Source organism: Streptomyces vilmorinianum, from assembly GCF_005517195.1.
GTDB lineage: Bacteria > Actinomycetota > Actinomycetes > Streptomycetales > Streptomycetaceae > Streptomyces > Streptomyces vilmorinianum.
Genome location: NZ_CP040244.1, coordinates 5135463 through 5149911, shown reverse-complemented (window position 1 = coordinate 5149911; position 14449 = coordinate 5135463). Strand labels below are relative to the sequence as shown.

Annotated in this window: 10 protein-coding genes; 6 read left to right on the top strand and 4 right to left on the bottom strand. The window is 73.7% G+C overall.

Going from position 1 to position 14449, the window contains the following annotated elements:
• Positions 1 to 24: 24 nt before the first annotated feature.
• The gene (locus tag FDM97_RS23990) at positions 25 to 1008 is read right to left on the bottom strand and encodes a helix-turn-helix transcriptional regulator (protein WP_137992557.1); all 984 of its coding nucleotides are present in this window, start codon (positions 1006 to 1008) and stop codon (positions 25 to 27) included.
• Between the two features lie 233 nt (positions 1009 to 1241).
• On the opposite strand from FDM97_RS23990, the gene FDM97_RS23985 reads away from it, so the two are divergent.
• The 4 genes from FDM97_RS23985 (at position 1242) to FDM97_RS23970 (ending at position 8764) form a co-directional block, all read left to right on the top strand.
• Positions 1242 to 5009, top strand: a complete 3768-nt coding sequence (locus FDM97_RS23985) for a S8 family peptidase (protein WP_137992556.1) — start codon at positions 1242 to 1244, stop codon at positions 5007 to 5009.
• A gap of 108 nt (positions 5010 to 5117) precedes the next feature.
• Positions 5118 to 6524 (top strand): protein phosphatase 2C domain-containing protein, encoded by a 1407-nt coding sequence (locus FDM97_RS23980; RefSeq protein ID WP_137992555.1) that lies wholly within the window; start codon positions 5118 to 5120, stop codon positions 6522 to 6524.
• Between the two features lie 27 nt (positions 6525 to 6551).
• Entirely contained in the window at positions 6552 to 8294 is a 1743-nt protein-coding gene (locus tag FDM97_RS23975; protein WP_137992554.1) for a pyruvate dehydrogenase, read from the top strand.
• Between the two features lie 65 nt (positions 8295 to 8359).
• Entirely contained in the window at positions 8360 to 8764 is a 405-nt protein-coding gene (locus FDM97_RS23970; protein WP_137992553.1) for an ATP-binding protein, read from the top strand.
• A 31-nt stretch (positions 8765 to 8795) separates the two neighbouring features.
• Here FDM97_RS23970 and FDM97_RS23965 read toward each other — a convergent pair whose 3' ends face one another.
• A complete protein-coding gene (locus FDM97_RS23965; protein ID WP_137992552.1) occupies positions 8796 to 9863 on the bottom strand; it encodes a DUF2637 domain-containing protein in 1068 nt (355 codons plus the stop codon).
• Positions 9864 to 10066: 203 nt separating this feature from the next.
• Positions 10067 to 10924, bottom strand: coding sequence for a (2Fe-2S)-binding protein (locus FDM97_RS23960; protein WP_137992551.1), 858 nt, complete (start codon positions 10922 to 10924; stop codon positions 10067 to 10069).
• A 148-nt stretch (positions 10925 to 11072) separates the two neighbouring features.
• Between FDM97_RS23960 and FDM97_RS23955 the strand changes: the two genes are divergently transcribed.
• The gene (locus tag FDM97_RS23955; protein ID WP_254705739.1) at positions 11073 to 11831 is read left to right on the top strand and encodes a GntR family transcriptional regulator; all 759 of its coding nucleotides are present in this window, start codon (positions 11073 to 11075) and stop codon (positions 11829 to 11831) included.
• A 55-nt stretch (positions 11832 to 11886) separates the two neighbouring features.
• Positions 11887 to 13509 (top strand): hypothetical protein, encoded by a 1623-nt coding sequence (locus FDM97_RS23950; protein ID WP_137992549.1) that lies wholly within the window; start codon positions 11887 to 11889, stop codon positions 13507 to 13509.
• Between the two features lie 30 nt (positions 13510 to 13539).
• Here FDM97_RS23950 and FDM97_RS23945 read toward each other — a convergent pair whose 3' ends face one another.
• Positions 13540 to 14328, bottom strand: coding sequence for a hypothetical protein (locus FDM97_RS23945; RefSeq protein WP_175439219.1), 789 nt, complete (start codon positions 14326 to 14328; stop codon positions 13540 to 13542).
• Positions 14329 to 14449 lie beyond the last annotated feature (121 nt).

Sequence of the window (14449 nt, the reverse complement as noted above, 5' to 3'; positions counted from 1 at the left end):
CGCGGCCGCCCGTGCCGGCGGCCGTCAGCCCCGCGCCACCCACCCCTTCTCGTACGCGTGCCAGCCCAGCTGGAGCCGGGTCGTCACGCCCGTCAGCTCCATCAGGCCCTTCACCCGGCGCTGGACCGTACGCAGGCCCAGGTCGAGCTGCTTGGCCACGCTCGCGTCCGTCATCCCGGCGAGGAGCAGGGAGAGGATCTCCAGGTCCGTCGCGTCCGGGCCCGGCTCCTCCGCCTGCTCGACCTGAGCGCCCGCGCCCAGGCGCAGCGGCAGCGCGTCGCGCCAGACCGACTCGAACAGGCCCATGAGGGACTCCAGGAGCCCGCTCGCGTGCACCACCAGCGCGGCCGGCTCCACCCCCCGTCCCGTCAGCGGGACCATCGCGAGCGAGCGGTCCGCGACCACCAGCTTGGTGGGGACCCGGTCCACCACCCGGATCTCCTCGTTCCGGCCGAGCGCCGCCGACAGCTCGATGATCCCCGACGGCTGCGTCAGGACCTCCCGCTCGATGACCACCCGGTAGCGCACCCCCCGCTCGGCCGCCAGCTCCTCCGCGTCGTTCTCCAGGCCGGACACGGCGACCGGCTTGCCCGTCACCAGGGCGCAGACCTCGTCCTGCGCGCCGAGCTGGAGCTGGAGGAAGCGGTGCGTGACCGCGCTCGCGCCGGTCGCCACCTCCACCAGGTCGTGCACGGACGGCTCCGCCGCCTCCGCCCGGTACTCCTCCGCGAGCAGCGCCGCCGCCAGCTCCGCCTGCTCCAGCTCGTGCCGCTGCTGGGTCAGCAGCGCGCCCAGCGCGACCCCCGGCGGCGCCGCGACCCACCGCCCGGTCCTGGCCGAGGACTGGGCGGCCAGGCCCTGCGACTCCAGGCGCCGCAGCGTCCGCTCGGTGTCCGTCTCCGGCAGGGCGAGCCGGTGCGCCAGGTCGGGCACCTCCGCCGCGCCCATCGCGACCAGTGCGCGGTACGCGGACTCCTGCCGCTCGTCGAGACCTATCGCTCCCAGCATTGCTGCCCCACCCCTCACCGGACGTCCCGGGACGTCCCGGGGCATTCCCCCGACGTTCACCGGACGCAGTCGTTCCGTTGGTGCCTGGCGGGAATCGGCCACGGCGCATTCCCGCCGCGCCCATCATCCCTGCACCACCCGCACCTCTGCCAATGTGGCGCCACCGCAGCACCAACAGCCTCCGGACCTGGGTCTTTTGCCTGCTCTTGGGCCGGAATCAGATGGGGAGAGCGATGCGCCCGATTTCGCGTACGGCTCTGGGGGCGGCGACCGCCGCCGTCCTGGCCGTCACCGCGGTCGCGCCGTCCACGGCCGCCGCGCCGCAGGACGACCCGACCGGCAATCGACCGCTGGTCGGCAGCGAGGCCTGGGCCCGCTCCGCCGGGGAACGGACCGCCACCGTCACCCTGGTCACGGGCGACCGCGTCCTGGTGACCCGCGACGAGGCCGGGAACCCGGCAGCCGCCGCGCTGCCCCGCGAGGACGGGACCGTGCCCTTCGTCCAGACCCGCCGCTCCGGGCAGGACCTGTACGTCTACCCCGAGGACGCCACCGCCGCCCTCGCCGCGGACCGTGTCGACGAGGAGCTCTTCAACGTCACCGGGCTGATCCGCCAGGGCTACGACGACGCCGGCACCACGACGCTGCCCCTCATCGCCGTCTACGGCTCCGACCTCGCCCGCTCCGTCCCGGCCACCCCGCGCGGAGCCCGGCGCGGCCAGGTCCTCAAGGCCGTCGACGGCGTCGCCCTCAAGGCCGACAAGAAGCAGGCCGCCACCTTCTGGGCGGACGTGAACACCCCCGCCGCCCGGTCCGCCTCCGGCATGAAGAAGCTCTGGCTGGACCGCAAGGTCGAGGCCACCCTGGAGCGCTCCACCCAGCAGGTCCACGCCCCCGAGGCCTGGGCCGCGGGATTCGACGGCACGGGCACCAAGGTCGCCGTCCTCGACACCGGCGCCGACACCGAACACCCCGACCTCAAGGGCCGGATCGTCGCCTCCGAGAACTTCACCGACTCCGACACCGCCGGCGACCACCAGGGCCACGGCACCCACACCATCTCCACCGTCGGCGGCTCCGGCGCAGCGAGCGGCGGCAGGAAGAAGGGCGTCGCCCCGGGCGCGCGGCTCCTCAACGGCAAGGTCCTGGGCGACTCCGGCTCCGGCGCCACGTCGTGGATCATCGCCGGCATGGAGTGGGCCGTCGCCCAGGGCGCCGACGTCGTCTCGATGAGCCTCGGCAACCCCTCCGAGACCGACTGCACCGACCCGATGGGCATCGCCGCCGAGCGACTCGCCCAGAACAAGGGCACGTTGTTCGTGATCGCCGCCGGCAACTCGGGCCCCGCCCACAACACGGTCTCCTCGCCCGGCTGCGCGCCGAGCGTCCTCACCGTCGGGGCCACCGACCGCGACGACTCCACCGCGTACTTCTCCAGCCGCGGCCCGGCCGCCGACGCCACGCACACGCTCAAGCCGGAGATCGCCGCCCCCGGCGTCGGCATCTCCGCCGCCGCGGCAGGCGGCCGCGGCATCTACGCCTACCAGTCCATGTCCGGTACGTCGATGGCCGCCCCGCACGTCGCGGGCGCCGCGGCCGTCCTCAAGCAGCGCCACCCGGACTGGACCGCCAAGGAGATCAAGGCCGCGCTCGTCTCCTCCGCCGTGAGCTCCGTCCCCGGCGGCGTGCGCGAGGTCGGCGGCGGCCGGCTCGACGTCAAGGCGGCCCTGGACCAGACGGTCCTCGGCGCCGGCGCCGTCCAGGGCGGCACGTTCGACTGGCCGCAGGACAGCGGCGACCGCACCACGGTCTCCGTCCCGTACACCAACACCTCCGACCGGCCTGTCACCCTCTCGCTCGCGGTCGAGAAGGTCACCGGCAACGACGGCTCGGCCGTCGACGCCCGCGTCGCCCGTCTCGGGCAGCGCACGGTCACCGTCCTGGCCGGTGCCACCGCCGACGTACCGCTGCACCTCGACCCGGCAGCCCACCTGGAACGCGCCCAGTACGGCGACGTCACCGGCCGGATCGTCGCCACCGGCCCCGGCGGCGTCCACGTCTCGACCCCGTTCTCCCTCTACGTCCAGCCGGAGACGGTCACGCTCCGCGTGAAGCTGATCGACCGCCAGGGCAAGTCCGCTGACGGATCGTCATCGCTCGACGTCATCGGCACCGACACCGCCACGGGCTCCCGCCGCTTCAACGAGGGCGCCGCCGACCAGGTCTACGAGCTGCGCCCCGGCAGCTACTTCCTCTCCTCCTACGTCACCACGCCCGACGCGGGCGAGGGCGCCACGCTGTACGACTCCCTCGGCTATCTCGCCCGCCCGCAGCTGGAGTTGACGAAGGACACGACCGTCGTCCTCGACGCCCGCGAGGCCGCCCGGCTCTCGGTGAAGACGGACAAGCCGTCCGAGATCCGCGGCGCCACCCTCGCGTTCTCCCGCTCATGGGACGACACCTGGCTGCACGCCGGCACGGCGGGCGGCTCCCGCACGGTACGCGGCTACTACGCCTCGGTCGAAGGCGGCGCGGACGAGGGCGAGTTCGAGTTCGGCAGCTACTGGCGTGCCGCCGCCCCGCTCATCTCGGAGCTGAGGACGGCCGACGGCCTGACCCTCCACCCGGTCACGGCCTCCATCGCCTCCGACAACCTCGACGGCACCGGCTCCGCCCGGCTCGTCGACGCGGGCACCGGAACCCCGGAGGAACTGACGGCCGCGGGCGTCCAGGGCCGCGTCGCCCTGGTCCGCTTCCCGGACACCAGCACCGCCGCGAGCACGCAGGCCCGCGACGCCAAGGCGGCGGGCGCGGTCGCCGTCCTCGGCTACCGCACCTCTCCCGGCCGCTGGTACCCGACGTCCGGCTTCGTCGGCGCCGGCTTCCCCGTCCTCGCCGTCGACTCCGCCGAGGCCGCGGCCCTGCTCACCAGGCTCTCCTCCGGCGAGGTCACCCTCTCGTGGAAGGCCACCGCGAAGAGCCCGTACCTGTACAGCCTGGCCTTCCCCGAGTCGGGAACGATCCGCGACGACACGGTCTACCAGGTCCGCGACAGCCGGCTCGGCCGCACCGAATCGGCGTACGCCTCGATGGGCGTCACCACCGACTTCATCGACAACCCGGTGGCCCACCGGCCCGACGGCACCGCGGTCTTCTTCGGCGCGATCGAGACGGTCGCGGCGCCCGGCACCCGGACCGAGTTCTACACGGCCGGGGACACGCGGTGGCAGCAGGTGCTCTCCTCCAGCTTCCCCTTCGGTGAGTTCATGATCGGGGCCAAACGGTCCTTCCAGCCCGGCGAGAAGCACATCGAGCGCTGGTACGACGGCGTCGTCGCCCCCACCGCCCCGCGCGACGCGGCCGGCGAGCCGGTCCTCGTCGCCGAGCGGCAGGGCGACCTCATCGGCTTCGCCGACGCTCTGTGGGGCGACGGCACGCACCACGCGGAGGCGGGTTCCTTCGGGGACATCGGCAACCTCAGCCTGAGCAAGGACGGCGAGCTGCTCGGCGATTCCGCTTGGCCGTTCGGTGTCTTCGAAGTCCCGTCCGAGCAGGGCACGTACACGCTCGAACAGAACGTCATGAAGATCGGGAGCAAGGTGTGGGCCCGCTCCACGTCGGTCAACTCGGTCTGGAAATTCACCTCCCAGAGCGATGAGAGCGTCTACTCTCAAGGCATCCCGATTCTCTTCCCCCGGTACAACCTGCCGGAGGACGGACGGAAGACCCTCGCCGCGACCGACGGCCAGCAGATCGGCCTCACCGCGACGGGTCACGCGGGCTACACGCCCGCCGCGCTCACCTCGGCAGAGCTCTCGTACTCGTACGACGGGGGCGCCACCTGGACCGAGGCGCAGGTCTCCCAGCAGGGCGGCGCATGGACCGCGACCGTGAACCACGCGGGCGCCGCCGGCAAGCCGGTCACCCTGAGGACCGAACTGACGGACGCCAACGGCAACTCCGTCACCCAGACCGTGGTCCGCGCTTACGACGTGCGCTGATCACGCCGGTCCGCCGGGCGTCCTTCCCGTGGGGGGTGGGGCCGCCCGGCGGACCTCTTTTTCCTCATGTCCCGTTTTCGGGCGGCCCGTGCGGTGGACAATAAGGGCATGACTCAGCAGGGGGACAACTGGTGGGACAAGCTCTACGACGAGTCGGACCCGGACACGGCGCCGACCGCGACGGGCGACACACTGGACGACCGCTTCGACTCGGCGTCCCGGGCGACGGGCGGCGGGGGAGCGCCCGGCTCTTCGACGGCCCCGCCGCGACCGGAGAGGCAGCCGCTGCCGCCGCGGGCCCCCTGGGAGCCCCCCGACGCGACCGACCCCGGCCCCGGCCCCCGCTCGTTCCCGGCGCCGCCACCCCGCCCACCCGCACCCGCACCCGCACCCCCGCCACCCCGCCCACCCGCACCGGCTCCTGACGCTCCGGCGGCCCGACCGCCCGCCGTCCCGCCCGAGCCCGAGGCGAGCCCCGCGCCCGTGCCCGTGCCCCGCCCCCGTACGGCACACATCGGCAGCCGGCCGCCCACCTACGAGGCCGAGCCCACCGCCCTGCCCGCCGCCCGGCCCGGCGAGCTCGCCGACCTGGTCGCCGACACCGTCCTCGACGGCGCCCGCTACGGCTCGTACACCCTGCGCGCCGCCTCCCTGCGCGGCGACTCCGCCCGCTACCGCGGCGAACCCCGCAGGGACGCCCTGCTCACCGCCCGCTTCGGCCACGACACGGCCGCGCTCGTCCTCGTCGCCGTGGCGAGCGGCGCCCGCGCCGCCGACGGCGCCCATCTCGCCGCCGCGGACGCCTGCCGCTGGATCGGCGAGGCCGTCGGACGCAGCCACGCCCGGCTCTCCGAGGACATCAGGGCCGGCCGCCGCGGCGACCTCAAGTCCGGCCTCCACCGGCTCACCGACCGCACCTACGGCAGGCTTCGCGCCCGCGCCGCCGAACTGGGCGTGGAGCCCCAGGAGTACACCGCGAGCCTGCGCTGTCTGCTGCTCTCCGGCGACCCCGGCTGCCGCACCCGGGTCTTCTTCGGCATCGGCCGCGGCGGGCTCTTCCGGCTCCGCGACGGCGCGTGGCAGGACATAGAGCCGCTGATCCCCGAACCGGCCGCGCTCAGCGGCGCGCCCGTCGTCGGCTTCGGCTCGCCGCCCTCGGAGACCGCCGACGGCGACCGGCTCACCATGAGACTCGGGGTCGCCACGCCCCCCGGCCCGTCCGTCGAGGACCCTCCCCCGGCCTCCGGCCGGGGGGACGCCACTCTCGCCTCGCTCGCGCCTCCCGCCGAACCGTTCCGCTTCCGCGCCTCCGTCGCCCGGCCAGGGGACACCCTGCTCCTCGCGTCGAACGGTCTCGCCGAGCCCATGCGCGGGGAGCCGGCCCTCGCCAAGGAGCTCGCCGAGCGCTGGGCCGCTCCCGAGCCGCCCGGACTCGCCGCCTTCCTCGCCGACACCCAGCTACGGGTGAAGGGGTACGCCGACGACCGTACAGGGGTGGCCGTCTGGGAGGCGTAACCGTGCGGCCCATGTGTTGATGGACCCATGGCCAAGAAGAACGTCGCAGAACAGTTCGTCGACATCCTGGTCCGCACGGGCGTCCAACGCCTGTACGGAGTCGTCGGCGACAGCCTGAACCCCGTCGTCGACGCGATCCGCCGCACGCCCGGCATCGACTGGATCCAGGTCCGGCACGAGGAGGCCGCCGCCTTCGCCGCCGGGGCCGAGGCGCAGATCACCGGCCGGCTCGCCGCCTGCGCCGGCTCCTGCGGCCCGGGCAATCTGCACCTCATCAACGGCCTGTACGACGCCCACCGCTCGATGGCCCCGGTCCTCGCGCTGGCCTCGCACATCCCCGCCGCCGAGATCGGCCTCGGCTTCTTCCAGGAGACCCATCCCGACCGGCTCTTCAGCGAGTGCAGCCACTACAGCGAGCTGGTCTCCAGTCCCCGGCAGATGCCCCGGCTGCTCCAGACGGCCATTCAGCACGCCGTGGGGCAGGGCGGGGTCAGCGTCGTCTCGCTGCCCGGCGACATCGCCTCCGAGCCCGCCCCGGAGAAGACGGCGCAGTCCGCCCTCGTCCCGTCCCGGCCCTCCGTCCGTCCGGGTGACGGCGAGATCGAGGCGCTCGTGCGGATGATCGACGAGGCCGATCGGGTGACGCTGTTCTGCGGCAGCGGCACGGCCGGCGCGCACGCGGAGGTCATGCAGTTCGCCGAGCGGGTGAAGTCGCCCGTCGGCCACGCGCTGCGCGGCAAGGAGTGGATCCAGTACGACAACCCGTTCGACGTGGGCATGAGCGGACTGCTCGGCTACGGCGCCGCGTACGAGGCCACGCACGAGTGCGACCTGCTGATCCTGCTCGGCACCGACTTCCCGTACCGCGCCTTCCTGCCCGACGACGTCAAGATCGTCCAGGTGGACGTCCGGCCCGAGCGCCTCGGCCGGCGCTCCAGGCTCGACCTCGCCGTCTGGGGCGACGTCCGCGAGACTCTGCGCTGCATCATCCCGCGGGTGCGGGCCAAGACGGACCGCCGCTTCCTCGACAAGATGCTGAAGAAGCACGCCGACGCTCTCGAAGGGGTCGTCAAGGCGTACACCCGCAAGGTCGAGAAGCACCGTCCGATCCACCCCGAGTACGTCGCCTCGGTCCTGGACGAACTGGCCGACGACGACGCGGTGTTCACCGTCGACACCGGCATGTGCAACGTCTGGGCGGCGCGCTACATCTCGCCCAACGGCCGCCGCCGCATCATCGGCTCCTTCTCGCACGGCTCGATGGCCAACGCCCTGCCGCAGGCCATCGGCGCGCAGTTCACGGACCGCGGCCGCCAGGTGATCTCGATGTCCGGCGACGGCGGATTCGCCATGCTGATGGGCGACTTCCTCACCCTCGTCCAGTACGACCTCCCGGTGAAGATCGTCCTGTTCGACAACTCCTCCCTGGGCATGGTCGAGCTGGAGATGCTGGTGGCCGGTCTTCCCTCGTACGGAACGACGAACCGCAACCCCGACTTCGCGGCGATCGCCCGCGCGGCCGGCGCCTACGGCGTCCGGGTGGAGAAGCCCAGGCAGCTCGCGGGCGCCCTGAAGGACGCCTTCAAGCACAAGGGCCCGGCGCTCGTCGACGTCGTCACGGACCCCAACGCCCTCTCCATTCCTCCGAAGATCAGCGCCGAGATGGTGTCCGGTTTCGCCCTCTCCGCCGGCAAGATCGTCCTCGACGGCGGCGTCGGCCGCATGCTCCAGATGGCCCGTTCCAACCTCCGGAACGTGCCTCGTCCCTGAGTGCGTATGAATGGGGGCGTTCGGGCGGGGCATGCATCCCCGTGAGCCTGTTCGAGGAGGGGGATATGGCCGGGGAGGCGAGACAACCGACTCACCTGCTGAAGAAGGTGGGGGGTACGGATCTCACCGCGGTGCCGGAGGTACGACACGCGTTACGCGAGATGCTGCGGAAATGGGGTGACCCGGGAGCCTCCGACGTGGCGGAGCTCCTCACGAGCGAGCTGGTGACCAATGCCCTGATCCATACGGACCATGGTGCGGTGGTCACCGCGACCATGGTCCCCGAGAACCTCCGCGTCGAGGTGCGGGACTTCGTCTCCGGCCTGTCCGCCCGGCACGTACCGCCCGCCGACGACGGTACGCACGGCCGGGGCCTCGTCCTGGTCGAGGCGCTGGCCGACTCCTGGGGGGTCGAGGACCACGGGGTGGGCAAGGTGGTCTGGTTCGAACTGAACGGCGGGGCCGCCTGAGAGGCGGCCCCGCCGACGTCGTTCCCTGGCCTCAGCCGAACTGCTGCTCCAGATCCTTGAGCTTGCGCTCCAGGGAGTCGAGCCGGGGCAGCGTCTGGGTGTCGTCCTCGGCGGTGAGATCCACCGTCCGTGGCTCAGTACCCCTCACGGCCTGGAGGGAGGGCCGGTGTCGAAGCGGCAGCTGTCCGGGGTCGGGTATGGCGGGCTCCGCGACGGCGGTCCCCACGGACGCCGTCGCGGAGCCGGTGCCGGAGCCCAGGGACGGCACCTCGACCTGCCGGCCACCGCCGCCACGACCGAGACCGAAGGCGGCCCGGTGCTGCCGGTTGATCGCCCTGAGTCTCGCCCGGTCGAGCTTCTCCTGGTCACGCCTGCGCAGCCGGTTCTGCTGCTTCTCGCGCCGGTCCTCGCGTACTTCGTCCACGGCGTCGTCCAGGGTCCGCACGCCCTCGAGGAGCATCAGGGACCAGGCGGCGAAGGTCTCCCTGGGAGCCCGCAGCCACCGGACGATCCGGATCTGCGGCAGCGGGCGGGGCACCAGGCCCTGCTCGCGCAGCGCCGCCCGGCGGGTCTGCTTGAGGGCCCGGTCGAAGAGGACCGCCGCCGAGAGGGACATGCCCGCGAAGAACTGCGGGGCGCCCGCGTGGCCCAGGCCCCGGGGCGCGTGCACCCAGTTGAACCAGGCCGCCGCGCCCGCGAACGTCCACACGAGGAGGCGCGAGCCGAGAGCGGCGTCGCCGTGGCTCGCCTCGCGGACGGCGAGCACCGAGCAGAACATCGCGGCGCCGTCGAGGCCGAAGGGGACGAGGTACTCCCAGCCCCCGGTGAGATTGAGGTTCTGCCGGCCGAAGCCGACGAGCCCGTGGAAGGAGAGTGCGGCGGCGACGGCCGCACAGCAGAAGAGCAGGACGTAGGAGGCGATTCCGTAGATGGCTTCCTTGCGTCTGCGGCGTTCCTCGCTGCGCTCCCAGGAGTCCTCGGCCGCGGCCTGGTCACCGGCGCGCTTGCCGCGCGCGAGCACCGCCACCGCCGTCAGGACTCCGGCCACCATGACGCCACCCGGAAGCAGCCAGTCCAGCGATATGTCGGTCAGTCTCATGCGGTGTCCCTTGCATCGCAGTAGGGCGTTTCGGCGGCCCATACTGGCCGACCCCGCAGGCCCCTCAAGGGGTTTCGCGGCAAGAGCACGCCATTGGGGTCGCACGGCATACGAATAGGTGCGATCTGGTCGAACGGCCGCACGATGAAAGGGAGTTGCGTTCGATTTACGTCACCTGTGCGGGTGGCGTAACCGTCCGACGGTCAGGCGGTCGCGGCGAGCCTGCGGACGCGTTCCGCGTCGCAGGTGCGCGGACACGTCATGCAGGTGTCCTCGGGGCGCAGCGTGTAGAAGAAGCAGCACGTCGCCCGGTCCCGGGTGGAACGGGCCGTTCCGTCGGCCGCCTCGGAGCCGGCCAGCGCGCGGAAGCCCGCGGCGCCGGCGTACGGCTTGACGGTGCCGGGCATCAGCAGCTCCAGCTCGGCCATCGCCCGCTCCTCCTCGCCGAGCAGCGCCGCGATGTACCAGAGCCCCTCGACGATCTCATCCGTCGCCATGCCCCACAGCGCCCGCTTGCCGCGCCGCATCCGCGGTCCGAAGCCGGCGAGCACGTCCTCGAAGTGCTCGGCGAGGGAGTCCCTGACCGCGGCGCGCAGCGCCTCCTCGTCCGGGACGACCCGGGCACCGGGCAGGGCGGCGGCGGGGTCGCCCGGCAGGCAGGCGAACTCCTCGACGCGGACGGTCATCCGGCCCAGGGCGCGCTGGAAGGCCACGTTCCGGGCGGGCAGGCGCGGAACCCGGCGGTGCAGGAACCAGGGGACCGTGACCAGGAGGCAGGCGGGCCAGGCGTACCGGTGCAGCCCGAAGCTGGCGACGACGTCGGGGCGGGCCTGCTGCCCGTAGTCGCGCAGCACCTGGGCGTTGTCCCAGGCGAGGAAGGCGTCGAGGGCGGCGCCCCCGGCCGCGAGCTCGTCCGCCCTGACCCAGCCCGCGCCGCGCGGCGCCCGCTCGCCGCTGCCCAGCTCCTCTATCCGCAGCCCGGAGAACACCTCGCCGAGGCGGGCGTACGAGGCCGCGACGGGCGAGGTGAAGGGCGCGGGGAGCAGCGTGGGGACGGCCATGCGGGACCACCGAATCACGATCGTTAGCAGGTTAGCCTTACCTTACCCGATGTGACCGATGTTTGAACTGCCCCACTGTCCGCTTATGGTGCACGGGGGGCCTCGGTATCGCGAGCCGGGCCCGGCACGACCCCGCAGGAGGACCCGGGTGGAGCAGGGCAGAGCGCGCGAGCGGGCGACCCAGGAGCCGAACCCGCTGCCTGGCGGTGCCGTACGGGTCCCCGAGCAGGCGCGCGGCGAGCACACCCACAGCGAGCCGCCCGCGCCCGGGCCCGCCCCCCGCCCGGTCCAGCGGCACTCCGTACGGGGCCAGATCCTGCAGGCCCTGCGCACCGCACTCGTCGGCGGCGAACTGGTACCCGGCGAGGTCTACTCCGCCCCCGTCCTCGCCGAGCGCTTCGGCGTCTCGGCGACCCCGGTGCGCGAGGCGATGCAGCAGCTGGCGATCGAGGGCGCCGTCGAGGTCGTGCCGAACCGCGGCTTCCGGGTCACCGAACGCACCCCGCGCGAGCTCGCCGAGCTCGCCGAGGTCCGCGCGCTCATCGAGATCCCGGTCATGCTCCGCCTGGCGCGGACCGTCCCTGCCGCCCGCTGGGCCGAGCTCCGCCCGCTCGCCGAGGCCACCGGCGCCGCCGCCGCCCGCGGGGACCGCGCCCACTACGCCGAGGCCGACCGCGCCTTCCACCGCGCCGTCCTCGCCCTCGCCGGCAACGAACAGCTCCTGGCCGTCGCCGACGACCTGCACCGCCGCTCCCAGTGGCCGCTGGTGAGCGGCCCGGCGATCCGGCACGGCGACCTCGTCGCGGACGCGGCCGAGCACACCGCCCTCCTCGACGCGCTCATCGCCCAGGACCTGACCGTCGTGCAGTCACTCGTACGAGAGCACTTCACCGGATCGGCGGGCTGACGACTAAGGTCGTTGCCGTCAGCCCGCTCGCTCAGCGCCGTCCGTGAGGTGTCCCATGCCGTCCGTTCACGGGGAGCGCCCCGCCGCCGGTACGGAGGCCGAGGCGGCGGCCCTGCTCGGCTGGCTCACCGACCCGGACGCGCCCCGCCTGTGCCTGGTCACGGGCGCCCCCCGACGCGGCAAGTCCGCGCTGCTCTCCTGGCTCGCCGCACACGGCACCCGCTCCGGTCACCGCTCCGGCCACCGGTCCGGGACGCGGCGCAGGCGCCCGGCGCGGGCCCTGGTCCCACTGGCGGGGCAGAGCGCGCTCGGCACGGCCTGGACGATCGCCGACCGGCTCGGCGTGGTGGCCAGGACGCCGGCCGAACTCGTCCAGGTGCTCGCCACCACCGAGGTGCGTCGCGCGACGCTCCTCCTGCCTGATCTGCACGCCGCCGCGGAGCCCGAGGAGATCGCCGAACTGCTCGGGGAGATCGCCGCGTTGGGACGGATCCGGCTCGCCGTCGAGACCTGTACGGGAACGCCGTCGTACGTCCTCCTCGCCGCCCACCGCGCCACGGTCGTCGACCTCGACGGCGACCTCGACGGCGGCACCGACGAGGCCGCCGCGGCGGACGAGCGCCGGGAGCCGTACGAGGCACGGCACACGGTGGACCTGGCCGACCCCGCCGTCGTGTGCGCGGCCGACCCGCTGCGCGTCACCACCGCCTACGCGACCGGCCCCGGCGACGACCATGGCGGCCTGCGACCGGCCTGGCTGCGCGCGGGACAGTCCCTCTGCCGCGACCAGGACACGGCGGACCGCGCCCTCGTCCTGCTCGCCGCCCTCGGGGACGGCGCGGACCCCCGGCTGCGCCCGGCCCTGCGGGAACTCGCCGCCGGCGCGCCCTGGCGGGTGCGGTGGACCCGGGTCAAGGGCGATCTGACCCCGCCCTGGCCGGGCCCCGTCACCGCCCTCGGAACGGCGGGCGACCACCTGCTCGTCGCCGGCCCGACCGACGCCGTACGGATCCTCGACGCGGCCGACGCGACCCCCGCGGGCGAGCCGTTCACGAGCCCCACGGGCCGGGTCAAGACGCTCGCGCCCGCCCCGGACGGCACCGTCCTCCTCCTGGACGAACGCGGCCGGCTGCACACCGTACGCGGACCCGGGCCCCGCCCGCCCTACCTGGAACGGCTCACCACGGCCGTCGCGGCGACCCTCGCCCGGCACCCGGGCACCGCGCTCGCGGCGATCGGCGGCTCGGTGGTCGTGGGCGACCGGCTGGGATCCGTGCACGCCTTCGGTCTGACGGGCGTCCACCAGGCCGCGCTGCACAGCGGCCGCGTCACGGCGGTGACCGCCGTCGAGACGCCCACGCCCTTCCTCTGCAGCGGGGGCCTGGACGGTACGGTCCGCCGCTGGATCCCCGGCCAGGACCCGCTTCCCGAACCGATCGCCGAACGGCCCGCCCCGGTCGTGGCGTTGCACGCCGCGGAGACGACCGGGGGCGCCTCACTCGCGATCGCCTGGGCCGACGGTCTGGTCGAACTCCACCACCTCGACACCGGGGAACGCCTGTCCTTCCGGCCGGGCCCACCCGTCCGCGCGGTGGCGCTCACCCCTGACGGGGGCGTGGTCGTGGGCATGGACGAGTCGCTGATCCGCCTGGACGAGGCGCCCCCCAAGGAAGACTGACGCCCCGTCACTCAAACTTCCGATGCTCCGTCAGATCGCGGTGTGGGGCGTCAGTTGGGCAGCCAGCCAGGTCGGCACCCCGCCGAGAAGGCGGAACAGCCGCCGCGCCTCCGCCCGCAGCCGCCCCGCCTCCGGTTCCGTCTCGGTGTCCGCGAGGGCGGTGAGGGCCGGGGCCGTACCGACCAGATAGCCGAGCTCCTCGCGGATCCTCAGCGACTCGGCGAAGCCGCGCCGCGCCTCCGCCAACTCGCCCTCGCGCAGGGCGAGTCCGGCGAGATGACGCCAGGTGGAGGAGAGGAGCAGGGTGTCGCCCTGGGCCGTCGCGCCCGCGTGGGCCCGGCGGTAGGCGGCGCGCGCCGCGTCGGGGGAGTCGCCGAGGTTCTGGGCGATCAGCCCCCGCCGGAAGTCGAGCAGCGGGCGCCCCTGGGCCGAGGGGCCGATCAGCGCGGCCGCGCGGCCGAGCGCCGCGGTGGCCTCGTCGGCCCGGTCCCTGACGCCGAGCAGCGTCGACGCGTAGGCGAGATAGCCGCGTTCGCACGCCGCCGCCCCACGCTCCTCGTCGCTCTGCGCGACCGCCTCCGCCGCCCGCAGCGCCTCCTCCGCCTCGGCCCAGCCCTGCTCGGTGTACAGACAGCGCTCGATCAGCAGGGCGGCTCTTTCGAGGGCCGCCGCCGGTTCGGAGGCGCGAGGTGCGAGCAGAGCGGCCGCGTCGGTCCAGCAGCCGCGCGAGCGGAGCCGCCATATGGCGGTCTCCATGGGGGTCTTCCTGCCGTAGGCAAGGGACGGATCGTCGCCACCCGTCGTTTCGGAACCAGACATGGCGGTGTCCGCCACATTGCCCTCCCCGAGCGCGCCATCGAGCTGTTGAGTTGAGCTGTTGAGCCCGCATCTCAGCACGAACGGGTGTGGCTGGCCAAGGGGTCAGGTGAATTATTTCACA